The sequence below is a fragment of the Haladaptatus sp. T7 genome, assembly GCF_026008575.1.
Taxonomy (GTDB): domain Archaea; phylum Halobacteriota; class Halobacteria; order Halobacteriales; family Haladaptataceae; genus Haladaptatus; species Haladaptatus paucihalophilus.
In genome coordinates, this window is sequence record NZ_BROP01000004.1 from 221,128 (window position 1) to 247,644 (window position 26,517).

The 26,517-nt window shown below is 58.8% G+C and carries 22 protein-coding genes; 12 read left to right on the forward strand and 10 right to left on the reverse strand.

Annotated elements, in window-relative coordinates:
- Positions 1 to 25 precede the first annotated feature (25 nt).
- Together OPC11_RS12845 and aglM are read right to left on the reverse strand one after the other, a co-directional pair.
- Entirely contained in the window at positions 26 to 1,192 is a 1,167-nt protein-coding gene (locus tag OPC11_RS12845; protein WP_264782145.1) for an O-antigen ligase family protein, read from the reverse strand.
- 327 nt (positions 1,193 to 1,519) lie between these two features.
- Positions 1,520 to 2,812, reverse strand: coding sequence for a UDP-glucose 6-dehydrogenase AglM (gene aglM, locus OPC11_RS12850; RefSeq protein WP_007983318.1), 1,293 nt, complete (start codon positions 2,810 to 2,812; stop codon positions 1,520 to 1,522).
- Positions 2,813 to 2,899: 87 nt separating this feature from the next.
- Here aglM and aglF point away from each other — a divergent pair, with 87 nt between their 5' ends.
- From aglF to OPC11_RS12875, 5 genes are all read left to right on the forward strand, one after another.
- On the forward strand, positions 2,900 to 3,634 hold the full coding sequence (gene aglF, locus OPC11_RS12855) for a UTP--glucose-1-phosphate uridylyltransferase AglF (RefSeq protein WP_007983320.1): 735 nt from the start codon (positions 2,900 to 2,902) through the stop codon (positions 3,632 to 3,634).
- A 127-nt stretch (positions 3,635 to 3,761) separates the two neighbouring features.
- Complete coding sequence (locus tag OPC11_RS12860) at positions 3,762 to 4,673, forward strand: NAD-dependent epimerase/dehydratase family protein (protein WP_264782146.1); 912 nt, start codon at positions 3,762 to 3,764, stop codon at positions 4,671 to 4,673.
- A gap of 376 nt (positions 4,674 to 5,049) precedes the next feature.
- Entirely contained in the window at positions 5,050 to 5,973 is a 924-nt protein-coding gene (locus tag OPC11_RS12865; protein WP_264782147.1) for an NAD-dependent epimerase/dehydratase family protein, read from the forward strand.
- 144 nt (positions 5,974 to 6,117) lie between these two features.
- Positions 6,118 to 6,315, forward strand: a complete 198-nt coding sequence (locus OPC11_RS12870) for a hypothetical protein (RefSeq protein ID WP_264782148.1) — start codon at positions 6,118 to 6,120, stop codon at positions 6,313 to 6,315.
- An 82-nt stretch (positions 6,316 to 6,397) separates the two neighbouring features.
- A complete protein-coding gene (locus OPC11_RS12875; RefSeq protein WP_264782149.1) occupies positions 6,398 to 7,624 on the forward strand; it encodes an AI-2E family transporter in 1,227 nt (408 codons plus the stop codon).
- A 71-nt stretch (positions 7,625 to 7,695) separates the two neighbouring features.
- Here OPC11_RS12875 and OPC11_RS12880 read toward each other — a convergent pair whose 3' ends face one another.
- Positions 7,696 to 8,079 (reverse strand): nuclear transport factor 2 family protein, encoded by a 384-nt coding sequence (locus OPC11_RS12880; protein ID WP_264782150.1) that lies wholly within the window; start codon positions 8,077 to 8,079, stop codon positions 7,696 to 7,698.
- Between the two features lie 228 nt (positions 8,080 to 8,307).
- Between OPC11_RS12880 and OPC11_RS12885 the strand changes: the two genes are divergently transcribed.
- Entirely contained in the window at positions 8,308 to 9,027 is a 720-nt protein-coding gene (locus OPC11_RS12885; RefSeq protein ID WP_264782151.1) for a DUF4386 domain-containing protein, read from the forward strand.
- Between the two features lie 116 nt (positions 9,028 to 9,143).
- On the opposite strand, the gene OPC11_RS12890 is transcribed toward OPC11_RS12885, so the two are convergent.
- From OPC11_RS12890 to OPC11_RS12905, 4 genes are all read right to left on the reverse strand, one after another.
- Positions 9,144 to 9,941, reverse strand: coding sequence for an aldo/keto reductase (locus tag OPC11_RS12890; RefSeq protein ID WP_264782152.1), 798 nt, complete (start codon positions 9,939 to 9,941; stop codon positions 9,144 to 9,146).
- An 88-nt stretch (positions 9,942 to 10,029) separates the two neighbouring features.
- A complete protein-coding gene (locus tag OPC11_RS12895) occupies positions 10,030 to 10,683 on the reverse strand; it encodes a helix-turn-helix domain-containing protein (protein WP_007983331.1) in 654 nt (217 codons plus the stop codon).
- Positions 10,684 to 10,820: 137 nt separating this feature from the next.
- Positions 10,821 to 11,183, reverse strand: a complete 363-nt coding sequence (locus tag OPC11_RS12900; protein ID WP_264782153.1) for a hypothetical protein — start codon at positions 11,181 to 11,183, stop codon at positions 10,821 to 10,823.
- Between the two features lie 6 nt (positions 11,184 to 11,189).
- Complete coding sequence (locus OPC11_RS12905; protein WP_264782154.1) at positions 11,190 to 12,329, reverse strand: aromatic ring-hydroxylating dioxygenase subunit alpha; 1,140 nt, start codon at positions 12,327 to 12,329, stop codon at positions 11,190 to 11,192.
- Positions 12,330 to 12,509: 180 nt separating this feature from the next.
- On the opposite strand from OPC11_RS12905, the gene solA reads away from it, so the two are divergent.
- The 4 genes from solA (at position 12,510) to OPC11_RS12925 (ending at position 19,745) form a co-directional block, all read left to right on the forward strand.
- Positions 12,510 to 13,652: an N-methyl-L-tryptophan oxidase gene (gene solA, locus OPC11_RS12910; RefSeq protein ID WP_264782155.1), complete on the forward strand. Its 1,143-nt coding sequence runs from the start codon at positions 12,510 to 12,512 to the stop codon at positions 13,650 to 13,652.
- 99 nt (positions 13,653 to 13,751) lie between these two features.
- The gene (locus tag OPC11_RS12915; RefSeq protein WP_264782156.1) at positions 13,752 to 16,262 is read left to right on the forward strand and encodes an FAD-dependent oxidoreductase; all 2,511 of its coding nucleotides are present in this window, start codon (positions 13,752 to 13,754) and stop codon (positions 16,260 to 16,262) included.
- Positions 16,263 to 16,361: 99 nt separating this feature from the next.
- Entirely contained in the window at positions 16,362 to 17,600 is a 1,239-nt protein-coding gene (ilvA, locus tag OPC11_RS12920; RefSeq protein WP_007983340.1) for a threonine ammonia-lyase, read from the forward strand.
- Positions 17,601 to 18,014: 414 nt separating this feature from the next.
- On the forward strand, positions 18,015 to 19,745 hold the full coding sequence (locus OPC11_RS12925; protein WP_264782157.1) for a BCCT family transporter: 1,731 nt from the start codon (positions 18,015 to 18,017) through the stop codon (positions 19,743 to 19,745).
- Positions 19,746 to 19,799: 54 nt separating this feature from the next.
- Here OPC11_RS12925 and glyA read toward each other — a convergent pair whose 3' ends face one another.
- A complete protein-coding gene (gene glyA, locus OPC11_RS12930; protein WP_264782158.1) occupies positions 19,800 to 21,044 on the reverse strand; it encodes a serine hydroxymethyltransferase in 1,245 nt (414 codons plus the stop codon).
- Positions 21,045 to 21,345: 301 nt separating this feature from the next.
- Between glyA and OPC11_RS12935 the strand changes: the two genes are divergently transcribed.
- Together OPC11_RS12935 and OPC11_RS12940 are read left to right on the forward strand one after the other, a co-directional pair.
- Complete coding sequence (locus OPC11_RS12935) at positions 21,346 to 22,512, forward strand: glutathione-independent formaldehyde dehydrogenase (RefSeq protein ID WP_018129010.1); 1,167 nt, start codon at positions 21,346 to 21,348, stop codon at positions 22,510 to 22,512.
- A gap of 203 nt (positions 22,513 to 22,715) precedes the next feature.
- Entirely contained in the window at positions 22,716 to 23,144 is a 429-nt protein-coding gene (locus OPC11_RS12940) for a heme-binding protein (RefSeq protein WP_264782159.1), read from the forward strand.
- Positions 23,145 to 23,200: 56 nt separating this feature from the next.
- Here the strand turns inward: OPC11_RS12940 and OPC11_RS12945 are convergent, their stop codons facing one another.
- Both OPC11_RS12945 and OPC11_RS12950 read right to left on the reverse strand, forming a co-directional pair.
- The gene (locus tag OPC11_RS12945) at positions 23,201 to 24,196 is read right to left on the reverse strand and encodes a phosphate uptake regulator PhoU (protein ID WP_264782160.1); all 996 of its coding nucleotides are present in this window, start codon (positions 24,194 to 24,196) and stop codon (positions 23,201 to 23,203) included.
- Between the two features lie 1,236 nt (positions 24,197 to 25,432).
- Positions 25,433 to 26,248, reverse strand: a complete 816-nt coding sequence (locus tag OPC11_RS12950) for an IclR family transcriptional regulator (protein ID WP_007983356.1) — start codon at positions 26,246 to 26,248, stop codon at positions 25,433 to 25,435.
- Positions 26,249 to 26,517: the final 269 nt, after the last annotated feature.

Sequence of the window (26,517 nt, forward strand, 5' to 3'; positions counted from 1 at the left end):
CCCGGTCGGCGTGTCGATGGTTCGTTCAATAGTGGCTGTTGTTCCTATTTTTCAGCGTCCTGACCGACGTCGCTCGATAGCAGTACGCCGTGAGTCCGAGCATCGTGAAGAGATAGCGATTATCGGGAATATCGGACGTCACGAACGCGTTAAATCCCATAAACAGGAGTAGCGCGACGAACAGAATCCGATACGGGTCGCGATGGAGCGGCCGTTTCGGCGCGAGGAGCAAGTACGCGGCGCAACCGAACAACGACCCGACCAGCAACAGACCGAAGAGTCCGAATTCGACGAGGATTTCCAAGACGATATTGTGCGGGTAGTATTTCACATCGCCCATCCCGTACAGAATCGGCCAACTTCCGATGCCGTGGCCGAAAGCTGGCGCCGACAGCCACATCGGTATCGACGCCAGATAGTAGTCGACCCGTCCTTCCACCGACCCCGTGCTTTTGCCGGAGAGCGTTGCGACGATGCGCTGGATGGTGTTCGGGAGTTCGTCGAGATAGAGCAGGACGACGAAGACGATAGCTCCCACCAGTACGACCGCCCCGATCTTTTTCACGAGGTCCGTCCGGGCCAATTCGCGGGGGGACTTCGACAAGTCGAAATACCCGATTCCCAGCCAGAGGCCGGCACCGATGGAGGCAAGAAGCGGACCACGCGCGCCGTTCACGAGCAGGATGAATCCGAACAAAGCACTGAGGGCGATTCCCACTCGTCGTTGCATCTTCGATGACGCTTCGTACAGCGTGTACGCCACCGCGATGAGGAACGCAATCCCGATGACCCTCCCGACGAGGAGATACGTGGCATCGAACGGTCTGAGTTGGCTTTCACCCGCTACGACGATGAATTGGAAGATCGATATCGCCGCGATAACGACGGAAAAGATGACGGTGGCGGTCAAAAAGCGTCGTAGCCGTCTCTTGGATTTAGAGATGATGAGGGCCGGGGCACCCAGCGACCAGAACGTGACGGTGGCGAGTTCTAACGACTTCGAGGTCGCATACTCGGAGCTCGGGGTCCAGAGGTTGCTCAACAACGCATAGCAGATGAACGCCCCCAACAGGACAGTCAGAACCAGTCCGCTTCTCGGTGGGCGTTCCGTTTTCGTTATCAACACGTATCCGCCGACGATAGCTGAAATCACCGCCAGAATGGCCGTCAGATTCCCCGGAACCTTATCCAATATCGGGGCTTGTTTATACAAACCCACGAAGAGAAAGAGAGTGAACAGCGCTTCGAAGGAGAATAGATTCTGTTTTAGAAGCCTCACGTCAATCCTACCGTCATCCATCAATTTATGAGAACTCATGTTTTGAAGAACTTTCTCGAACCGTAGTCATCTACAAGCAACGAACAGGGATAATAAAAGCTTGTGGGCTATCGGGAAAACATGTATTAATAATTTAGGACCCTTTCAAAATATATCTGCTCAAACTGAGCCAAAAATTATCGAAAATAAAACCACCGAAATTGCACGTCGCGGTGGGGAATCCCGATTATTTCACCGATGTCACCACGTGAGCCCTTCGTACGTGATTCCCTCACGTCGTTCGACGATTCGACGCCCGTCCACGACGACCGGGTCCGTCATCGATTCGAATTCGTCGTCCAACGCGGCGAACTCGTCCCAATCCGTCACGACGAGCGCCCCGTCCGCGCCATCGAGCGCCGCTGTGGCGGATTCGACGTACTCGATGTCGGGGAAATGCTCACGCATGTTTTCGGTCGCGACAGGGTCGTAGGCCACGACGGTCGCACCACGGTTTTGGAGCGCTTCGATGACCGGAATCGCCCGGGAGTTGCGAACGTCGTCGGTTCCCGGCTTAAACGCGAGTCCGAGTACCGCGATGCGCTTGCCCTGAGGCGGAACGTGGTCTTCGAGCAGTTCGAGCAACCGTTTCGGTTGTTTTTCGTTCACTTCGATGGCGGCTTCGACGAGCGACGGTTCGTACCCCTTCTCGTGTGCGGCGGCGACCAACGCGGCCGTATCCTTCGGGAAGCAGCTGCCGCCCCAGCCGACGCCGCTGCGAAGGAATCGCTCGCCGATACGGTCGTCGAGACCGATGGCGTCCATGACCTCGTAGGCGTCCACGTCGTACTCTTTGCAGATATTTCCGAGTTCGTTGACGAGGCTGACCTTCGTCGCGAGGAACGCGTTGTTCGCGTACTTTATCATCTCCGCCTCGCGGATGCCGGTTTCGACGACGGCGGGAGCTGACGACTCGACGAGCGGTTCGAAAACTGCCGACAGCCGTTCGTTCGCGCGCTCGTTCTCCGTTCCCAGAACCACCTTGTCCGGTCCGAGGAAATCCTCGACCGCGCTTCCTTCACGGAGGAACTCTGGGTTCATCGCCACGTCGAAATCCTCCCCTCGGCTCTCGTTCGACGCGTCTTCGATGATGGACCCGAGGACGTCCTCTGTCGTTCCCGGAACGACCGTGCTCTTGACGACGACGAGGTGGTAGTCGTCCTTCGACCCCAAGGCCTCGCCGAGCGAACGGGCTCCCGCCTCGATTATCGACGTGTCGATACTACCGTCCGCGCGGGAAGGGGTCGGCAATGCGAGGAACGTCGCATCCGTCTCGCGGACTGCACCGTAGTCGGTCGTCGCCGTGAGTCGGTCCCCACCGTGTTCGGCGACGAGTTCGTCCAATCCGGGTTCGTGGATGGGTGCCTGACCGTCGTTGAGTTGTTCCACGATGTCCTCGTCGATGTCGATGTTGGTGACCGAGTGTCCGAGGTCGGCGAAACAGGCGGCGACGGTCGTTCCCACGTAGCCACTCCCGACGATGCTAAGTTCCATTAGGAACGGTACTAATCCCGGTTTCCTTGAACCTTCGCATATGCTTCGGTCTAAAAGTATTTATGACTGGCATCCCCGTTCAAAAGTATGAAAGCTGTAGTCCTGGCGGCTGGCAAAGGTACCCGCCTCCGACCGCTCACCGACGACAAGCCGAAAGGATTGGTCGAAGTGAACGGCAAGCCCATCGTCACCCACTGCTTCGAGCAACTCGCCGAACTCGGCGCGGAGGAGTTCATCGTCGTCGTCGGCTATCGAAAAGAAGACATCATCAGCTACTACGACGACGAGTTCGACGGGATTCCCATCACGTACACGCATCAGCGGGAACAGAAGGGACTCGCACACGCGCTGTTGACCGTCGAGGAGCACATCGACGACGACTTCATGCTGATTCTGGGCGACAACATCTTCCAGGCGAATCTCGAAGATGTGGTTCGTCGCCAGCAGGAGGACCGCGCGGACGCCGCGTTCCTTACCGAGGAGGTGCCGTACGAGGACGCCAGCCGGTTCGGAGTCTGTGACACTAACGACTACGGCGAAATCACGAACGTCGTCGAAAAGCCGGAGGACCCACCGTCGAACCTGGTGATGACCGGGTTCTACACGTTCACGCCCGCTATTTTCCACGCCTGCCATCTCGTGCAGCCCTCGAACCGCGGCGAGTACGAGATCAGCGAGGCCATCGACCTCCTCATCAGAAGCGGTCGTACCATCGACGCGATTCGCATGGACGGCTGGCGCATCGACGTCGGCTATCCCGAGGACCGCGACGAGGCGGAAGAGCGGCTCACGGACGAAGAAGTGGCCAGCCCGTCCGCATAAGGCCACCTCGCACCGTCCTCGCTTCGGTATGTAGCCCGCAACTTTCGGAGACGTCACCGTAACCGCATCGCTCAAACTATTCTACAGTAGAAACGGATTTAATAGAGGGCGCTTCATAAAAAGATGAATGGTCCAAACACCAGTCTCCAAAACGGTCCTCGTCACCGGCGGTGCGGGATTCGTCGGCAGCCACCTCGTCGATGCGCTCGTTCAGGAGAACGACGTTCGTATCCTCGACGACTTGAGCACCGGAAAGCGCTCCAACGTAAACGAAGAGGCGACGCTCATCGAAGGCGATATCCGCGACTCCGAGACCCTCGACCGCGCGACCGAAAACGTCGACCTGATATTCCACGAAGCAGGTGTCGTGAGCGTCCAACAATCCGTTGAGGAGCCGATGCGCGCGAACGAAGTGAATCTCGACGCGACGCTTGCCTTGCTCGAACGAGCGCGAGACCTCGACGCCCGCGTCGTCCTGGCGTCGAGTTGTGCGATTTACGGACAGCCGACCGAAGTTCCGATTTCTGAAGACGAGTCGTTTTCGCCGTCGTCCCCGTACGGCTTACAGAAGTCCGCGCTCGACCACTACGCTCGCCTCTACGAGGAACTGTACGGGTTGGAAACCGTCGCTCTCCGGTATTTCAACATCTACGGGCCGCGGCAGTCGAGCGGCGATTACAGCGGCGTCATCAGCATCTTCAAACGCCAAGCGACGAACGGCGACCCGATAACCGTAGACGGCGACGGCGAGCAGACGCGTGATTTCGTCCACGTCGACGATATCGTCCGGGCCAATCTACTGGCCGCGACGACGGAACACGTCGGCGAAGCGTACAACATCGGTACCGGCGACAGCGTTACGATACGCGAACTCGCCGAGACGATCCGTGACGTTTCGGCGTCGTCGTCCGATATCGTTCACACGGACCCGCGTCCGGGGGACATCGACGAAAGCGAGGCAGACATCTCGAAAGCCACGGAGAAGTTAGGCTACGAACCGACGATTCCGTTGGACGAGGGGCTTTCGTCCTTATTGTGACTGTGTAGTCGGCTTCGACAGTACCATTGTCCACAGCACTGTGGTATTCGGATTTCTCGCCTCTGAAGCGGTCAAATATCGGTGGTAGTGTCGGCGCTCGACCGGACTTGACCAGTGCAGCACAAAAATTCGACCGGAGGGACGTTATGGAACGAAACGATAGCGCTCTCGAGATAAGGGCTGTTGGCATCGCGCTTCCGTGTTTTTCCGGTGATTGAGCTTATCGGGCTTGAAGAAGACGGTTTTTGATTTGAGATGATGTTACCTCGGCATCAGATTTTCTTGGTGACTGTCCATCCCTACATCTCTCCGCCTCTCTCCGCCAACCGAACACTATAAGTCAATACTTGATGGGAATAAAGATATCGTGCTGCAAATGCAACTAACAGATAAGCGCGTTCTCGTTACCGGTGGTGCAGGGTTCATCGGCTCGAATCTCGCAAACAGTCTCGCTCTCGAAAACGACGTCGTCGTCGTCGACGACGGTTATCTCGGGACGCCCGAAAATCTCGATGACGCCGTCGAGTTCCACGAACAGAGTGTTCTCGATGACGACCTGCCGACCGACGTGGATGTCGTGTTTCACATCGCTGCCCTCTCTTCGTATAAGATGCACGAGGAAAATCCGACCAAGGGGGCACGAGTGAACGTCGAAGGCTTCGTCAACACCGTCGAACAAGCACGGGACGATGGCTGTGACACCGTCGTCTACGCCTCTACGTCCTCCATTTACGGGGACCGTACCGAGCCATCGCCCGTCTCGATGGACGTCACCGTCAACACCGGCTACGAAGCGTCCAAGCTCGCGCGGGAAAAGTACGCCGAGTACTTCGCCAACCACTATGATATGAACATGGCTGGCATGCGCTTCTTCTCGGTGTATCAGGGCTACGGCGGCGCGGAAGAGCATAAACAGGAGTACGCCAACGTCATCGCGCAGTTCGCCGACGATATGGCGAACGGAGATGCTCCCGTTCTGTTCGGGGACGGCACGCAGACGCGTGACTTCACCCACGTCGACGACATCGTCCGCGGACTCGTTCTCGCGGCGGAGCACCAACTCACAGGCGTTTACAACCTTGGTACCGGGAGGCAGATCTCGTTCAACGACCTCGTCGACCTGCTCAACGAGGAACTCGGTACCGACATCGAACCGGAGTACATCGACAATCCGATTCCAGACTCGGTATACGTTCACGATACGATGGCGGATTACTCCCAGATGCACGCGGAAACCGGCTGGGAGCCGGAAATCGACCTCGAGGAAGGGATAAATTCGGTCTGCCAGCAGTATCGATAGACGGGAACGACGTCCGTCTTCTGTTTTATTGCTCGCGATATCGACCACTGCGTCGTATCGAGCGCAAACATCAATGCATCTCTACTCGCCAAAGCGGACGTCGGTGGAAATCACGCTTATTGAACAGGGGCTTGACTGTAGAGTATGGCGAAACTAGTGTACGACGGGCCGGACGGAACCAACGAACGCGAAATAGATGCGGGTGCCATCGCCGACTCCGGCCGAGGAGGTGATATCAGAGTGAATCTCGAAGAGGACTGGTATCTGCACACTCCGTACACTGGTCTTTACTGGATACGAACGAGCGAAGACGAAGGAAAGATGCATTACTCGTGCGTATGATGTTCTTTCCGTTCGACTCTCTCACGAACTATTCTCATATTGGGCAAAGGACTTTAGAGCGAGTCTCTCCGAGCGTTGATACATGAACTTCGACCCCACACAGAATCGTGAACGGGTCGCCTGGTGGCTCATCTTCGGTGTACTCGGCTTGATTATCGCGTTTATCCTTTACTCGTACGTCGGAACGATCGTCCTCGGACTGTTCGTCTACTACGCGACGCGGCCGATTTACCGAAGGTTGAGCCATCGGATACAACCACGTAGCCTTGCGGCAGGGCTTGCGTTGGGAGTGCTTGCGTTCCCCGGCATTCTCCTCATCGCGTACACGGTATTCGTGGGTATCCAGCAATTGAGCGAACTCGCAGGAATCGATCTCCGGCAGTACGAGTCCTCGTTGGGGCCGTACCTACAAACTATCCTTGGACAGCAAAATCCCCAAGACGCAATCAATCAAATTCTTTCGAATCCTCAACAACTCACCCAGTATCTCAATCCGCAAACGGCGAGCGGGGTAGTGACGTCGGCCGGTGGCTATCTCGGTGCCGCCGCATCCGGGCTCATACACGTCTTTATCGCGCTCATTATCGCGTTCTATCTCCTCCGGGACGACCAAAAACTCTCTGGCTGGTTTTCATCACAGATCAGCGGGGAGAACAGCGCGACGCACGCTTATTTGACGGAGGTCGACACCGACCTCGAAACGATTTACTTCGGAAACATTCTGAACGCGTTCGTCGTCGCCATCGTTGCAGCCATCACCTACACGGCACTCGATAGCATCGCACCGCCCGAAGTGGGCATTCCCGCAGCGGTCCTCTTGGGACTCTTGACCGGACTCGGCAGTCTGATCCCTGTCGTTGGTATGAAGATCGTGTACGTACCGATTGGCCTCTACCTTGCGGGGCGTTCGCTCGTGACCGCCCCCCAATCGATCTGGTTTCCAATCGTATTTCTCCTGGTTGCCGCGGTCATCGTCGACGGTGTGACCGAACTGCTGTTGCGGCCGTACATCTCCGGTCGGAATCTCCACGTCGGCCTCGTCTTGTTCGCCTACATACTCGGCCCGCTCCTGTTCGGATGGTACGGATTGTTCCTCGGACCGCTTCTGTTGGTACTGCTCGTTCACAGCGCACGAATCATCCTCCCGGACCTTCTCCACGGCCGGGAGCTAACGCCGTTCGCAACCGCCGCAGACCCGATTCCGGATTCGAATGAGAAAACGAGTGAGGATACAACTGCGTCTGATACAGTCGATACTGAACCATCAGAAACCGACTCATCTACCGAATCGCCCGACGGAGGGGAATGAGGGACCGTCGGTTGACCGTCTCGACGCTCCCTTCTTTGTCACCGGTCGATTTCGAAGTCGTCGCGAACCGCTTAAAACTGATGCGGAGCGCTCACGTGCATCCCGACGAACTTCCAATCTTCCCCCCGCTTTGCAAGCGTACCGCTCCACCTGGAATCGAACTCACGGCGCGTTCCACTCGTCGTGTCCGTCCACGCCATCTCAACCGTGTCGCTGAACCAAGCGTGACGGTCGCGTTGGGTCACTCGCAGTTCGTGACTCGTCACCGTCCAGTCCTTCGACTGACTGGTCTGCTCGCGCAATCCCTCTTCGACGGTCTCGTACCCGACGAGTTGCTCCGTGATTCCGAACTTGACCAGCGAGTCGTCATCCGCGAAATATGGATAGAGCGGTTCGCCCTGACGAAGCGATTCGTAGTACTTTCGGACGGTGGCTTCGGCGTCGGCGGCGTTCATGACGAATGACCCTCCGTCGGGGAGTCCTAAAGGTGTTCTTCTCACTCGCTCTGGACGAGAGTATGGATTCGTATTGACCGAGTGTAGTCGCACCGGGGGTGATTTTGTCGAGTCGATAACACACGGGATAGCTCATTGAAAGTCATTTCATCGTCGTAGGGAGTGTCTTTACTTCGAATTGAGAACGCTGGTCAAAGAATTTAATAATATGAGCACGGATATAATATTATGAAAATAAACAATATATCTAAAGATAGAAGGATCGCACTGTTTTCGGGAATTCTGATTCTTCTCGGAATTATTGTGGGAGTATTTAGTATCGTCCCCGCTGTGGAAAGTCCGAATTATCTCACCGAAGCCTCTGAAAACCAGAATCAAGTGCTGATGGGAGCACTGTTCCAATTTATTTTAATTCCGATATATCTGGGGTTTGCGCTTCTTTTGTATCCAATCGTGAGTAAGTACAGCGAAAGTTTAGCGATTGGGTTCGTCGGGTTTCGAATAATTGCCCAAGTATTTCAACTAATCGGCGTGATATTTATGCCACTGTTTGTATTCTTGAGCCAGGAATATGTAACCGCTGCAACTACCGACCGATTATATATTCAAACTTTCGGAGAGCTATTGCGACTGGGACGTGACTTGGTGAACCATGTTGGAGTAATGTCGTCTACGGGCTTGGGTAACTTGATTTTATACTATATATTTTACAAGACAAAACTGATTCCGAGATGGTTATCCGTTTTCGGTTTTGTTGGAAATATACTGGGGATAGTAGCTAGCTTTTTAATCCTCTTTTCGATTATCAGCGTGATATCCCGCGAATTTATCGCATTATCGGCTCCATTGGTCTTACAAGAAGTTATTCTCGCATTTTGGTTGATTATCAAAGGATTTCGTCTATCCGAGTCAAACTTGACATCAAAACCTATGCGAAATACAGACTAAATATTTATCACTAATCCGTCGACTTGTCGTCGAGATGCAGCCCCTCCGCGCCTCGTTCGACACTACTTTTCGACGAAAGCTAAACGGCGACGAACGACCGATTCAATCGTGCGTCACTAGTTCCACGGCGCGTCGTCGGGGTCGATGAGACGTTCCTCACGCTCGATGCCGTCTATCGTTGCCATGTCCTCCTCGTCCAACTCCAGTTTCCGTGCTTCGAGGTTGTCCCGGAGGTGCGCCTCGCTCGACGTCTTCGGGATGGCAACGACGTGCTCCTTCGAGGCTAGCCACGCCAACGATACCTGATGGGGCGTCGCGTCGTGTTTCTCCGCGACCGTCTGAATCTCGTCGATTTCGGTCACCTCCCCGCGCGCTATCGGCGCGTAGGCGACGAGCCAGTGGTCGTCCTCGCGGGCATACTCGTGGAGTTCCTCCTGCTGGAGCAGGGGATGCATCTCGACCTGGTGGGCGAATATCGGCGCGTCGAGCGTGTCGCGCGCCTCGTCGAGTTGTTCCGGCGTGAAGTTGCTCAGGCCGACGTGCTCGATCGTCCCCTCGTCGTGAAGCTCGTCGAACGCCGGAAGGGTCTCCTCGGCGTCGTACGTGTCGCGCGGCCAGTGGACGTACAACAAGTCCACGCTCTCGACGCCGAGTCTGTCGAGACTCTCGTCCGTGCTGGAGAGCACGTCGTCGTAGGCGAGTGTATCGTCCCACACCTTCGTCGCCAGGAACACGTCGTCGGGGTTGACGTCCGCGCGTTCGATACCGGTGCCGACGTGCGCCTCGTTGTCGTAGGCCTGTGCGGTGTCGATGTGACGGTATCCCATCTCCAGCGCGGTGGAGACGATTTCCGAACACTGTTCCGGGTCGGTATTTTTGTAGGTTCCGAGTCCGATTTTCGATAGTTCGTCCATACGTTTCCGTGTAGACGAACGCACCTGAATGATGTGGCCATCACACCGTCGTTCGATTTTTCGTGATGAACCAGTCGAACCTCGGTCGCTACTCGTCCTGCACGAGCGTCGTCTCGATGAGCCGCGACGTTCCGCGCCTGATTCGGCCGCCGACCGCCGTCGAGGAGATGTCCAACTGTTCGGCGAGCGCTTCGTGCGAGGTCTGTCGCGGTTCCTCGAAATACCCCTCCTCGAACGCGGTCAGCAGGGCCTTTCGTTGGGCCTCGGTCAGCGATTTTCCGTCGGCGGTGAGGCTCTCCTGTTGGTACAGCCGGTCGAGTTCGAACGAGATGCCTTCCTCCCGGCAGTAGCTCCACAGTTTCGACAGCGACTTTCGGTCGGGCAATTGGACGCGGAGGAGCCACCCCTGTCTCACCGACCGCGCTTCGAGCATCATCCCACCGACTTCGGTTGTTTTCGGCGTGACCAGTTTCGTGCCGGGCGTATAACAGAGACGATAGATACGGGTGTCCCCGTGGTCGGCGACCATCTCCCATCGGTCGACCGTCGAATCGTCCCCCAATGCAACCTCGAACGGCTCGAAATTCCCGTCGTCGGTCTCGACGAGAAAGAAAAACATCCCCGTCTCCGGGTCGGTTCCCGTCGTCGGGACGACTTTGATAGCGACGTTCGATACCGACTTTATCGTGGGTGCCAGCGCGAGGTCCGGGTGATGAACCGTGACGTGCGAAATAAACGTCATAGTGGGTTGTAATGCGTTGATTCGCTACGTGTCCCATTCTCGTTGGCATCCATGTTAAACATTCGGTACCACGGAATTGTTCGCGTGGAAACCCGCCGCGTTCCGCCTTTCGCGTTCACTCCCCGTTCACTTCCTGTTCAAAACGCGCTCACGTGGTCGTCTTTCGGCTCCCACACGTGACCGGTCATCCGTAGCTCCCGGAGGTCGTCGAGCGTTTCGCCGACGGTTCGGCCCTGTTCGCCCATCGCCGCCGTCACGAGGCCGAGCGGAACGCCGTCCTCGTACTCCTCGCCGAGTTCGAGAACGACGGCTTTGAGGTCGGCGTCTTCCGTCGTTTCCCTGATCGACTCGACGTCGGCGATCTCCCACTCGACGTCGTGGCGCGTGAGTGCTCGGTGGCGTCTGTAGAACGCTATCACCTCGTTGGGCGTTTCCGTTTCCCTTCGTTCCCCACAGTTGGGACAGCTGGCGACGAACGGCGTTCGTTCCTGTTCTGTCATCGGTGGTTAGGCGTTGTAGGCCTCCTGGGCCAGTCGGTGGAATTTGTGCAGGGTGTGCTCGTTCGGTCCGAGTTGGGCCTGCGCGAGCGCACCCGATTTCAACCCCTCGTACTGGCGCTCGACCAGTTCGAAGTCCTCCTCCTGCAGTTGGCGACTCGTTCGCACGAACTCCAACTCCTCGTCGGTCATCTCCACGTCCCTGAAGAAGTAGTCGGCGATGAGCTGGAAACGCTCCTCGTCTATGGGGTCGATGATGTACGTGCCGTAGCCGTCCGCGGTGCCGTACATGTTCACCGTGAAGTTCGGCCACATGTAGTAGAACTTCGCCTCGTGTTCGTCGTGGATCCGGAGGTCGTCGTCCACGTCCTCCTCGTGGGTGTAATGGAGCACCCAGTGATAGTCGTTCACTTCGAGTTCGGAGTCGTTGAGTTGGATTCCTTTGATCCAGTCCTGATGGTTCGCCTGGCAGTGGTCACACTCGGAGTAGTTCCCCCCGAACGTCTTCCAGTTGCACTCGACCTCCGAGACGAATCGTGCGGCGTGCTCGTACTCGTCGAGCGGGAGGACTTCGAGTTCCGTCGCCATCTTTCCGGCCTGTTCCGAGAGCGGCATCGGGTCGGTGTCAAAGTTGACGAACACCAGCGGTCCGATGCGGTCGGTCGAAACCTCCATGAGTCCGTTCGTCTCGGCGTCCAGTTCCGACACGTCCTCGTCGTCCAAGTCGGGATTGAGACTGGCCTCTTCGAAGCTCTTCGGCGTCGTCGAGAGGTCCCCGTCGAGGTCGTACGTCCAGAGGTGGTACGGACACTGAATCCGACTCATGTTGCCGGGGTCGGTCATGGGCGTGTCGTCGACCATCTTCGACCCGCGGTGGGCACAGACGTTGTAAAACGCGCGAACGTCGTCCTCGTCGTCCCGAAGGATGATGACCTGCTTATCGCCCACCGTCCGGGTGAAGAAGTCCCCGACCTCGGGAATGCTGTTGGCGTGGCCAGCGTACACCCAGTACCGCGAGAACACCTTCTCCTTCTCCATCTCGAAGACGTCCGGGCTGGTGAAGTACTCCGCGGGGAGGGCGTTCGTTTCGTCGGTGATGTCCGGGCTGACCGCTTCGACCTGATCCGTTCCGTCGTTCCATCGTGTCATGTGACAACTTGTCTCGTCCTTGGGGTATAAAAATGAACCACAGATAGCTCCCCCATTCAAGTGAACCGGTGTTCGCGCCCCGGCTCGAGGACGCCAATTCGCGTCGAAACTCCCGCCGGTTCGCTCGTTTTTTCCGGGGAAAACTCTGAAGATGGTCGATTCGAAACATCGTTGGTGGGTATGAGTGACAGTAACAATCGAAGGGACGTCATCGTCATCGGCGTCGGTGGAATGGGGAGCGCAGCCACGTACCACCTGGCCCGACGCGGTTTCGACGTCCTCGGATTGGAACGGTTCGATATTCCGCACACGCATGGCTCGTCGCACGGCATCACGCGTATCATCCGCCGCGCGTACTACGAACACCCGTCCTACATCCCGCTCATCGAGCGGGCGTACGAACTGTGGGACGATTTGGCCGAACGGACGGGCAGGCCAGTCATCCATCGAACCGGGTCCATCGACGCCGCTCCCGAGGGGAACATCGTCTTCGAGGGCTCGCTGCGCTCCTGTGAGGAACACGACATTCCCCACGAAATCCTCACCGGCGCGGAACTGAACGAGCGGTTCCCCGGCTATCGCCTCCCGGACGAGTACAAGGCGCTGTACCAACCGGACGGCGGGTTCATCGTCCCGGAGGAGTCCATCATCGGCCACGTCGAAGCCGCACAGCGGGAGGGCGCGGACGTTCGCGCCCGACAGCAGGTCCTCGACTGGACGGAGACGCCGGACGGTGGCGTGCGAGTCGAAACCCCGAACGCGTCCTACGAAGCCGACAGCCTCGTGCTCGCCGCCGGTGCGTGGAACTACAAACTCGCGGACGCGCTGGAGGGCCTCGCCGTCCCCGAACGGCAGGTCCTCGCGTGGTTCCAACCCGAAACGCCGTCGCTGTTCGAACCCGACTCGCTCCCCGTGTGGAACATCAGTTCGCCGGAGGGACGGTTCTACGGCCTTCCCATCTACGGCGTCCCCGGGTTCAAACTCGGAAAGTACCACCACCTCGACGAACAGGTCGACCCCGACGACTGGAACACCGAACCGGGACCCGCCGACGAACGACTCTTGCGCGATTTCACGGAGAAGTACTTCCCGGAGGCGGCGGGCCAGACCATGCGACTGGCGACGTGCATGTTCACCAACTCGCCGGACGAACACTTCATCCTCGATACCCTCCCGGACCATCCGCAGGTCGCGGTCGGGGCCGGGTTCTCGGGTCACGGATTCAAGTTCGCGAGCGTCATCGGCGAAATCCTCGCCGACCTCGCCGTCGAGGGCGAAACCGACCATCCGATAGACATGTTCGAGTTGGACCGGTTCGATTGAAGAGGCGTCTCCCGCCGAAACGAGGGGGACCTTTTTTCAATACCTGTCCTATCTCACAATGACCCTTTTCACACGTTCCCGTCGATGTTAATGTGGTAAATGAGTACAAGTAGCATACTCCCCGATGAAGCCGGGACGCTCATCGTGGGTGCCGGGTGTGTCGGCTGTAGCGCGGCGTACCACTTGAGCGAACTCGGCCGCGAGGATGTCGTCGTCGTCGACCAGGGACCGCTGTTCGAAACGGGTGGCTCGACCTCGCACGCCCCCGGTCTGGTGTTCCAGACCGCCGGGAATAAGTTGATGTCCAAGATGGCTCAGTACACGCGGGAACTCTACGACGACCTCGGCGGCTTCCGGAAGTGCGGCGGTATCGAGGTGGCCTACACGGAAGACCGGTGGGAGTTCCTCAAACGGAAGCGCGAGTGGTCCCGCTCGTTCGGCGTCGAGGACGGGGAACTGCTCTCCCCGTCGGCGGTCGAAGAGCGCATCCCCCAGATAAACGCGGACGTCATCCACGGCGGGTTCTACGTCCCCTCCGACGGGAAGGCCCACGCGGTCGAGGCCTCGGAGGCGATGGCGAATCTGGCGCGCGAACGCGGAGCCGAGTTCTACGGAAACACGAAAGTCATCGACCTCGAAACCGACGACGGCGAAATCGATGCCGTCGTGACCGAACACGGCCGTATCGAGGCCGACGAGGTTCTCCTCGCCACGAACATCTGGGGGCCGCTGTTCGGCGAGATGGTGGACGTCGACGTACCCCTCAAACCGTGCGCTCACCAATATCTCGTCTCGGATTCCATCGACGAACTGGCCGGTTCCGAGCGCGAAATCGAACAGCCGATACTCCGCCATCAGGACCGCTCGCTGTACTTCCGCCAGCACGGTGACGCCTACGGCATCGGATCGTACAACCACGACCCTCTCCTCGTCGAACCCGAGGACATCTACGGCCCGGACCAACTGGACGACCTCGGACTGGAGTACCCGTCGCTCCGCGAGTTTACGGCCGAACACTTCGTCGAGAACACGCATCCCGACCACGAACAACCGGCGTTCGACGCCGCGAGTGAACTGATTCCCGCGTTCGAGGAGTGCGACTGGGAAACCGAAATGAACGGGATGTTCTGTTTCACCACCGACGGGATGCCGATTCTCGGCGAAACCGAGGATATCGACGGCCTCTGGTGGGCGCTCGCCGTCTGGGTGACCCAATCGGGCGGCGTCGGGAACGTCATCGCCGAGTGGATGGAAAACGGCACCCCGCGACTCGACGGCGAGCGCGTGGACGCGACCGGTGCGTCCATCGACCGGTTCCAAGGCCACCACGGTGCCGACGAATTCGTCCGCGACCGAGCCGCACAGCAGTACCGCGAGGTCTATCAGCTCACCCATCCTCGGAATCAACCGAAGAAACAACGCGGCTTGCGCCGAAGTCCGTACTATCCGCGTCAGCAGGACCTCGGCGCGGAGTTCTACGCGAGCGACGGCTGGGAGTCACCGCAGTGGTACGAAGCGAACGAGGCGCTGCTCGACGAGTACGACGTCCCCGACAGACCCGAGTGGATAGGTCGCAACTGGTCGAAGGCACACGGGGCGGAACACCAAGCGGTCCGCGACCGGGTCGGGCTGTACGACCTCACATCCTTCACCGCCATCGAAGTGCGTGGCTCCGGTTCGGAGCGGTTCCTGCAGGGACTCCTCTCGAACGACATCGACGTGTCGCCCGGACGGGTGCGCTATACGACGATGCTCAACGAGGACGGGGGCATCCTCGCCGACCTGACCGTCTCCCGGCTCGACGAGGACCGGTTCCTGATTCTGACCGGCGGCGGCAGTTCGGGGACGACGCAGGGCCGCTGGGTTCGAGACCACGCCCCCGACGACGGCACCGTCGAGGTCATCGACCGGACCTCCGCCCGATGCGGCCTCGGCGTCTGGGGACCCAACGCTCGCAAGACCCTCGAAGGACTCGTCGAGACGGACATCTCGCACGACGCTTTCCCCTTCTTCTCCTGTCAGGAGACGTACGTCGGGGGCATTCCGGTGACGATGCTCCGCGTCTCGTTCGTCGGCGAACTCGGCTGGGAACTGTACGCTCCGCAGGAGTACGGTGCGCAACTGTGGGACGCGGTCTGGGACGCTGGCGAGGAACACGGCGTCCTCGCCATGGGCGATGCGACGCTCAACTCGATGAGCATGGAGAAAGGATTCCGGTTGTGGGGAACCGACATTTCTCCGGAGTACAACCCCTACGAGGCGAACCTCTCCTTTGCGGTGGACATGGAGACCGACTTCATCGGAAAGGAAGCGTTGGCCGAAGCCAAAGAGTCGGGCATCGAACAAAGGCTCGTTCCCGTGACCCTCGACGAACCGGGTTCGGTCGTCGATACGGGCCACCCCATCGTCGACGGCGACGAGATTCTGGGCTACACGACCCGCGCCGACTACGGCTACACCATCGACGCCGGTATCGCCTACGCCTATCTGCCGACCGACTACACCGACGCCGGACAGTCCGTCGAGGTGGAGTACGAAGGCGAGCGGTTCCCGGCGACGGTGCGGAACGAACCGCTGTTCGACTCCGACCGGGAGAAGATACTGCGCTGATTCGAGTGTCACGATGACGACGCAGATATCGAACCGTTCGGGACACACGTTCGCGCCAAACCGCACCTGTCATTGCAGTGCACGACGACGACCACACAGATGACTACCAACACGACGGAACGACTCTCCTTTTCGGACATCGAACAGGCCATCGAACGACTCGACGACCCGTCCGTCGTGAAGCGGACGCCCGTCGAACGGAGCACGTCGCTCGACGACCGAACCGGCGGCGAGGTGCACCTGAAGATGGAGCATCTCCAGTGGACGGGGTCGTTCAAAACCCGCGGCGCGTACAACAAAATCGAGCGCGACGTGGTGGGGACGGACACCGAGCGCGTCGTCGCGGCGAGCGCCGGGAATCACGCGCAGGGCGTGGCGCTCGCGGCGACCAAACTCGGCATCGATTCAACCATCGTGATGCCCAAGACCGCTCCGCAGACGAAAATCGACGCGACGAGGGGCTACGGCGGCGAGGTGGAACTCGTCGGACAGGACTTCCGCGAGGCGATGAATCACGCACAGTCCCTCGCCGAGGACGGCTCCGCGGAACTCATCCACGCGTACGACGACCCGGCCATCATCGCCGGGCAGGGCACGCTCGGCGTCGAGATGTACGAGGACCTCCCGACCGTCGATACCGTCGTCGTTCCCATCGGCGGCGGCGGCCTCATCTCGGGTATCGCAATGGCTTTCGCCGAACTGTCCCCCGAAACGCGTATCGTCGGCGTCCAAGCGACGGGCGCGGCGACCGTCCCCGACAGTCTGGACAAAGGGATTCCGAAAACGCTCGACTCGGTGGACACCATCGCGGACGGCATCGCAACCGGCGGCATCTCCGAGTTGACGCTCTCGCTCATCGAACAGCACGTCGACGAAATCGTCACCGTGACCGACAGTCAAATCGCGCGTGCGGTTCTCTTCCTCCTCGAGCGGGCGAAACAGGTGGTCGAAGGTGCCGGTGCGGCCTCGGTCGCGGCCGTCATGAGCGAATCCCTCGACGTCGAGGGAGAGACGGTGATGCCGCTGCTCTGTGGCGGAAACCTCGATATGACGATGCTGCAAACCGTGTTGGTGCACGCGTTGACGAACCGCGAGCAGCTCCTTCGGCTTCGGGTGCGCATCCACGACCAACCCGGGGAGATGCAGGAGGTGTCCGGCATCATCGCGGACCACGGGGCGAACATTCGCAACGTCCGCCACGACCGCTCGGCACCGGAACTGGACGTCGGCGAGGCCTACCTCGTCTTCCAGGTGGAGACGAGCGGTGCCGGGCAGGCGAGGAATATCATCCGTTCGATACGCAGTCACTCCTACGAGGTCATCCACGTCAACTCCTGAGGCGGTTTCGGACGCGTGAGCACCATCGTCGAAGTCGAGCGGTTCTCTCTTTCGTTCATAGTGCGTTCGATGAGTTGCTATAAAATGCGGCGGCGATTAAATTTTTGTCCGTCCATTAAATAGACCACAGTATAGAAACACGAGCTATTATTATCGAATCTCAAGACAGAGGCATGTGGCATTGTGTCATGGTGTCCTGGAACATGGGTTCGATGTCGGATTCGAGCGTACATCGCCTCTCAGCCGTCTCGGGACATCTGACAACGATTCAATGGATTGTTGGGAAATCGCCGTTGAGTTCGAGCGACACGTCGTCGAGCGCCGAAGATATCGTCGTCAACTGCTCGAACGGACGGCCGACGCGTAGTTCCGTGCGGTACAAAAAAACGTAACAGGAGATTACATGAGCGAAATATGAGTCAAGAACAAGGAATCGTACGCGAGTTCGTAGACGAAATAGACCCCCTCGTGTTCGGGTTCGGGATTCTGACCGCGGTAACGTTCCTCGGATACGTCTTACTGGTCGGCCCGGACCAAGCAGGAACCACCATGGAAGCCATCAACGACTGGTTGTGGACCAACTTCTCGTGGTTCTACCTCTGGGCGATGCTGATATTCGTCGGCTTCACGACGTTCCTCATCTTCGGCCCGTGGGGAAAGATCAAACTCGGTCCTCCCGATGCGGAACCGAGGCACGACTTCCTCACTTATTTTGCGATGTTCTTCTCCGCCGGAATCGCCGCCGGAATCGTGTTTTGGGGTCCCGCCGAAGCCATCTTCCACTACGGGAGCGGAACCCCACTCGCGGGTGCTGACGCCCCCGCGAAGCAACGCATGCTGGGGTCGCTCCAGTACACGTTCTTCCACTGGGGCATCTCGGCGTGGGCGGCCTACCTCATCGTCGGCGTGCCCATCGGCTACTTCGCACACAAGAAGGGTGCGCCGTTCAAGTTCTCTACCGTAATCGCCCCGATTGTCGGCGTCGAGAATCTCGACGACAGCTACTTCGCGCGACTCGTCGACCTCATCGCGGTGTTCGGGACCATGGGCGGCATCGCCACGTCGCTCGGATTCATCGGCCAGCAATTGCTGATGGGGATGGACTATCAGTTCGGGTCGGTCCGAACGCCGTCGGCGTCGGCGTCGGCGCTCCCGCTCGACATCTTCGGCGTCCAACTCGGCGACCTCGGCATCATCCTCGTCATCATCGGCGTGACCACGGTGTTCACGCTCTCCGTCATCAGCGGCGTCGAGAAGGGTATCAAGCGGCTCTCCCAACTGAACGTCATCGTGTTCGTCTCGTTGGGAGTGTTGGTCTTCTTCATCGGCATCTACAACGGGATGGCCTCGTTCGTGCTCAATCTGGGGACGCAGGCCGTCGGTCAGTACTTCAACCAGTTCATCAAAATGAGCCTGTTCACGGGCGCGGCGACCGATTCGTCGTTCCTCGGAAGTTGGACCATCTTCTACTGGGCGTGGTGGTTCTCGTGGGCACCCTTCTCGGGCATCTTCCTCGCGCGGATTTCGTACGGTCGAACCATCCGCGAAGTGACGTTCGTCGGCGTCATCGCCACGACGCTGGCCACGGTTCCGTGGTTCCTCGTCATCGGTGGGATGTCGATGCGGATGCAACAACTCGGTCAAGCGGACATCCTCGGCGTCCTCGCGAACTACGGTGGTAACGAAGCCGTCTCCGGCTATCCGTTGTTCGGAGCGCTTCCAGCGGGTGCCCTGCTGTCGGGCCTGTTTTTCCTGTTGGTCATCACGTTTTTCGTCACCTCGGCCGACTCCTCGACGCTCGGCATCGCGATGCTGACCACCGGCGGGGAGGAGAACCCCTCGGAACTCAACCGCCTCATCTGGGGCGTCCTTCAGGGGCTCGTCGCCGCCGTGCTCATCGTCATCGGCGGTACGAACGCGCTCCAACAGGCGGCCATCATCACCGGCGGACCGGTCGCCATCATCGGTCTCATCGGCGTGTACGGCATGGTGAAGGAGTTCAGCAGTTTCAAGGGACGCGTCCTCGTTCAGGAGGGGGCGTCCATCCGGGACGACGATACGCTACTCGGCGGTCGAAGTAGCAGTGGCGGCGGGACGAGTGGTGCGGCGTCCGTCCGTCCCGCCGAGAGCGACGAGGACGACTGACGTTCATTCCTTTCGAGTCGAACAGAAAAATTCCGTCTTCGCGCCCCCACGTTTTTACTCGTAAATCGGAAACTCCTGACAGAGGCGGCCGACGTCGCCGCGTGCCTGTTCGAGGACGGTCTCGTCGTCGGGCGCATCCAACACGTCCGCAATCGTTTCCGCGACGGTTTGCATCGCTTCCGCGTCGAATCCGCGAGTGGTAACGGCGGGTGTGCCGATTCGGATGCCGCTCGTCACCATCGGCGACCGACTCTCTCCGGGAACGGTGTTCTTGTTGACGACGATACCAACGCGGTCGAGTGCGGTTTCGGCCTCCTTTCCGGTGAGGTCCGGGTGCGAGTCACGAAGGTCGACGAGGACGAGATGTTTGTCCGTCCCGCCGGAGACGAGCGAGAATCCGCGCTCTCGAAGCACCGACGCCAGCGTTTTGGCGTTCTCGACGACCCGCGTCGCGTACTCTTCGAACTCGGGGTCGAGCGCCTCGCCGAACCCGGCCGCCTTGCCCGCGATGTTGTGCATGAGCGGACCGCCCTGTGCGCCCGGGAAGACCGACGAATCGACGGCATCGCCGTGCTCCTCGTCGCACATGATGATGCCGCCCCGTCCCGCACGAATCGTCTTGTGCGTCGACCCGGTGACGAAATCGGCGTGTGGAACCGGATTCGAGTGTTCGCCCGCCGCGACCAACCCCGTGATGTGGGCGATGTCCGCGAGATGGTAGGCGTCCACCTCCTCGGCGACGGCGGCGAATCGCTCGAAGTCGAACTCCCGCGGATACGCCGACGAACCGCTGACGATGAGGTCGGGGTCGAACTCCCGAGCGTGGGTAGCGAACTCATCGTAATCGATGTATCCGGTTTCCGGATCGACTTCGTACTGTTCGACTTCGTACAACTGCCCGGAGAAGTTCACCGAGTGGCCGTGCGAGAGGTGGCCGCCGTGACTCAGCGAGAGGGACAGGATTCGGTCGCCGGGGTCCAACATTGCGAAGTAAACGCCCATGTTCGCCTGCGTCCCGGAGTGGGGTTGCACGTTGACGTGCTCGGCACCCCAGAGCCGTTTGGCTCGTTCGACCGCCAACTCCTCGACGGTGTTCGCGTGCTCACAGCCGCCGTAGTACCGGCCGCCGGGATAGCCTTCCGCGTACTTGTTCGTGAAGACGCTTCCCTGTGCGTTCATCACCGCCTCGGAGACGTGATTCTCCGAGGCGATCATCCCCAGCGTCGATTCCTGTCTGTCGCGCTCGTTTTCGATCGCCGCTTCGACCGTCGAATTTCTCCCTTCGAGTTGCTCCGACATGTGTGAACAGATTACATACGCTGTCCGGCGTAGTTTTTCGGGTGTCTCACGCCGGATGTTTTTGAAGGTCGGCGAGACGGATGGACTCTTCCGTCTCTGCCGTGAACGTTCGCGTTCTGCAACGTTTCCACCCGTCTTCATCACCCTGTCGTCCACCGATGACGCGGAACGAAACGATCGTCTCGAAGACGGATGTCGGTCGGATTATTTCCAAATTGCTTTTAAACATGTTACTGTCCACAGACGCGATTATATGTGGCTTTGCGTTCGTGAATAACGCGAGGTTGTATACCAAATGTCAATGGATGCCGTAGTTTACAAGGGCGAACACGAGGTCGCCGTGGAGGAAGTCGAGGAACCGGAGATAGAGAACCCCAACGACGTCATCATCGACGTCACGACGACCTGTATCTGCGGCTCCGACCTCCACATGTACGAGGGGCGGACGGCGGCCGACTCCGGCCTCGTCTTCGGGCACGAGCCGATGGGCATCGTCGACGAGGTTGGGGAGGGCGTCGAATCCCTCTCGGTCGGCGATCGCGTTTCGATTCCGTTCAACGTCGCGTGTGGATTCTGCGAGAATTGCGAGAACGGGTACACGGGCTTTTGCCAGACCGTGAACGACACCGGGAGCGTACCGGCGGGTGGCGCGTACGGATACGTCGGCATGGGTCCGTACAAGGGCGGGCAGGCGGACCGCATGCGCGTACCGTTCGCGGATTTTAACGCGCTGAAACTCCCCGACGGCGACGAACACGAGGACGCCTTCGCGTTGCTCGCGGACATCTTCCCGACGGGATGGCACGGGACGGAACTGGCGAACCTCCAACCCGGCGAGTCGGTCGCCATCTTCGGCGGCGGACCGGTCGGACTGATGGCCGCCTACAGCGCCAAAATCAAAGGCGCATCGGAGATTTACGTCGTCGACCGCGTGGAGAGCCGCCTCGACCTCGCCGAGGAACACTGCGATGCGACGCCCATCAACTTCGAAGCGGGCAACCCCGTCGAACAGATAATCGACGAACACGGCGGCGAAGTGGACAAAGGCGTCGATGCGGTCGGCTATCAGGCGGTCGACCCGGACAAACAGGCCGACGATGCGTACGACCCGGCACGGGAGAACCCCGCGGTCGTTCTCAATCAGCTGATCAGGACCGTCCGTCCCACCGGCAAACTCGGAATCATCGGGTTGTACGTCCCGGAGGACCCCGGCGCACCGGACGAGATGGCGGCACAGGGCCGTCTCGGTATCGACTTCGGAAAGCTCTTCGAGAAGGGCCAACGCCTCGGTACCGGCCAATGTAACGTCAAAGAGTACAACCGCGAACTCCGCGACCTCATCATCTCCGGCCGTGCCGACCCCAGTTTCGTGGTCTCTCACCGCGTCGGGTTGGAACAAGCTCCCGAGATGTACGACCGATTCGACGACCGCGAGGAAGGGTTCACGAAAGTGCTGCTCGAACCCTGAACCGGCGTTCGATTCCGTCGTCAAATTACTTCTCGTTCGACCGTTTTCCGCATCAATCGCCGTTTCCACCAACCGCGTTTCTTCCCGTCACGCTCGACGACGTGATGTAACTGGTATTGGTTACATTTCTCCCACAAATATGATTTCCGTAACCGCATTTAATGGTGTTTCTATACCGTGGTGAATCGTTATTCCTTTCCACCATGGAATTATTCACGATGGAATCGATTTCACTTTCCGAGGCGAAGACGCTCATCGAAGCCGCAGAACAGAGAGCGAACGAGATAGAGAATCCGATGGTGATCACGGTTGCGAACGACGAAGGGAACCTCGTCGCCCAACATCGGATGGACGACGCGTGGCTCGCGTCGGTAAACATCTCGCGGAACAAAGCCTACACGGCCGCCGCGCTGGAGATGCCGACGCACGAACTGGCCGAAGCGTCGGAACCGGGGAACTCTCTCTACGGACTCCAGACGACGGACGATAACCGAATCGTCGTCTTCGGCGGCGGTTATCCCCTCAAACGCGACGGCGAGGTCGTCGGTGCGTTCGGCGTTTCCGGCGGCGCAGTCGAACAGGACCGCGAAGTCGCCGAGGCGGGCGTCGAGGAGTGGAACCGGAATAACTGACGGGCAACCGCCGAGGCGGAGAGCGAACTTGTACTATTCGCTTTAATACCCGTGAGCTACGGGCGCGGGGCGGCCTTTTGGAGTGCCGCCTCGGCGATGTTGCCGCCGTAGTCGGCACACCGGGACAGCGAATCGATGCTCAGTCGGAGTTGCTGGGCTTGATGTGGACCGAAGTCGCGGAGATGATCGTCGATAGCGCGGCCACGATGGTCGACTTCGGAAACCGCGTGGCGAGCCTCGTTCGCCAGCTGAACGGCGTTTTTACGGTCGTCGGCGAGGAGTGCCTCCGTGGCGGTCTCGATGATGCGTTCCGCCTCTTCGTGGAGTTCCACGACCGACGTCGATACGGGTTCGGGGACAGAATCGAGTTCGACGGAGACCTGACCGATCTTCGCCGCGTGGTCGGCGATGCGTTCGAGTTGACGAGCGCCGGTGAAGAGGTCGAAACAGACCTCCCGCGGGATGCCGAGTTCCTCGACCGCGGCGGGCGTTCGGAGCGTCTTTCGGAACAGTCGTGACACGACGAACCACAGTCTATCGACGTCGTCGTCGCGGTCGATGACGTCCCGCGCGAGCGCGTCGTCGCGCTCGGTGAGTGCACGTATCGCGTCTTTCAACATTTCGAGGGCGATAACGTGCATCCGCCCGACCGCGTTGGTGAGCGAAAACTGGGAGGAGTCGAAGAGCACTTGGACGACGAACGTTCTGTCTCCCTCTTTTATCACCTCGAAACCGGCGAGCGTCCGCGTGGCCGTGCGGATGGCGCGCCGATCGTCGGCCGTGATACGGCTGGTTTCGACCGTGATGACGTCGTACCCGCTCACGTACATGGCGATTACAGTGCGAACGAGTTCGTCACCGCCGCACCCGGTGCCGTCGAAGTGCCCTTCGAGGGCTTCGTCGCGGTGATTCGGCGTGAGGATGAGGGTGTACTCGTCCGGGTAGATGCCGAGCGCACTACCTTCCGATACCTCGTTCTCCGTCGCCCATCCCTTCGGAAGGGAAACGGTGTACGTCGACCCGCCCGTGATCTGCACTTTCCGTGTCTCCATATCCCCATACTCACAATAGAGACTATAAAAACTTCCCAAAATATATATTCTATTCGAATATATAGATATATGGCTATATCGGATGAGATATTTTGAGACGCATTCGGTTTGGCTTTTCGTCGCATTTCGGCCATCTCTGTGGCGACTCTTCAAGAAGGAATCCCTGGGATGAATCGGCGACGTCGCGCATATTTCGGGCGAAGTTCGTTGACATAATCTGCGACGAACTGTCGAATCACTGGCGTACGGTTTCCCCTCAACGGCGCACGCGTTGGGACGTAAACCGTTACGGGACTATCCGACAGTTGTGCGATGAGCGACCGATGGCTCCCATCAATTCGCTGAGTAGAACACGCTGCTCGCCGGGATTCTGTTCGTCGATATGGAATACAAATATCAACGATATAAACCTCCAAAATGGGCTGCGGTGAACCGACTCTGGTCAAGTGGTTCAAAAGCATCCGAGTGGTTCGAGACGCCGCTGACGTCTCGACATTACGAGAGAGCGAAGTTCTTTCGAACGACCAGGTGGCACTCGGTTTGTTCCGGCCTGTAGAAACAGTGGACCCATCACACCGCCATCGAACCTCCACCGTTTCTTGTAACTATCGAAGGAAACGCCGATGGATGCTCAGCGTTACAGTTCGGACGATTTTCCGTACGCGTGGCGTGATTAGCGCAGTTCGTGTGCTTTCTTCACACGTCCCAGCGGGAACACGTGGCCGACGCCACTCGCCGCCGCGTGTATCAAAACGCGCACGTCGAAGCGATGAAGATGGCTATCGGGTGCCGCTGAACGAACGCACTTGGTCCGTGTTTCGTGGCGGGGAGAGCCGCACCCTGCAACCTGCTATAGTGCAGCGAAGGCGATAAACGATTTCAGCATGCAGTTGCTGTAATTTCGTCGTCAAAAAAGCCAAATTATTCAGTTGGTGATGGTTTATCGACGAAACACGAGACTCTCGACCGACGTTCGGAAACCAACTACCCGAGACGACTTTCCCGTTTCCACGGTCGAGAGTACGACTGGCAAATCATTTCCTCCAGAGTGGAGGAACCCTCACAAACTACGGGACGCTTTTTCTCGGTTGATATAGCGTTATGAAATACATTGATTTTACATGATGCCCGTCCGGTTTCGAACTCACCGCCGACACCCGTCCATTACAGTAGTAATTCTGTAATGGAAGGCTCCGTTACGGTCGTCGTTCTCGGCGCGAGCGGAGACGAGTATCGTCAGATGAACTTCGGATGGTCCGCCTCGCGCTCCGCCATGTTGATGTTCACCTCGATGACGTTCGCCGCGTTCGTCACTTTCTCGACGATCATGTCGTGATACTCCGTTTCGTTCATCCGGTTAGTTGGACCGGAAACGCTCACCGCCCCGAGAACGCGACCGTTCCTGTCGAGTACCGGCGCGCCGATGGCTTTGAGACCCTCTATCTCCTCCTCGTCGTTGTACGCGTACCCTCGCTCTCGGATTTGTTCGAGTTCCGAATCCAGTTCCTCTCGGTCGGTGATGGTGTTTTCCGTCTTGCGAACCAGTCCGTAGCGGTCGACGATGGCGTCCACGCGCTCGGGCGGGAGCGATGCAAGAATCGACTTCCCGGTCGCCGAGAAGTGGAGATAGTCCGGCTTCTGCAGTTTGCTCGTCTGATAGTTGCTCCCGACCGCTTTCTCGCCTCGCACCTTGTACAGGTTCACGCTGAGACCGTGCTGTTCGGTTGCGAGGTGGGCGTACTCCCCCGTCTCGTCGGCCAGACTCTCGATTTCTGGTTTTCCGATGCTGTACAGTTTGTTCTGATTGCGAACGTACTCGCCGAGGAGGAGGAACTGCAACGACAGCGAGTAGGTGTTTCCCTCCTGGACGACGAACTTGTTCTCCCGAAGCGTCGTGAGGTGATTGTAGACGGCACTTTTCGACATCCCGAGATGGTCGGCGAGCTCCGTGACGCGCGCGCCGTCCAACTCCTCCAGCGCCTGAATCACGTCGAACGCCCGCGTGACCGTCTTTAGGGTCCGCGACGAGCCGGTTTCGGTGGAATCTGCCATGCTAACCGATACCAAATAGAGCGATAAAAGCGTTTGTATATGGAGCAAAGATTTCCGAAGCTTCGAATCGATAGCCGTCGTCGGGGTCGAAATCGACAGACGACCCGTCCGATTCTCGAAGCCCTCAATTTCGGCTCGAACGGCCGATATCGGTGTCACGGCAGTTCATCATTTTTGAGCTTGCGTTCAAAATACGTGCAAATCGACTGTGGACATTTAGGCCGTTCACGAGTTGTGTTACCCATTATCTGAAACGGATAATGCTATCC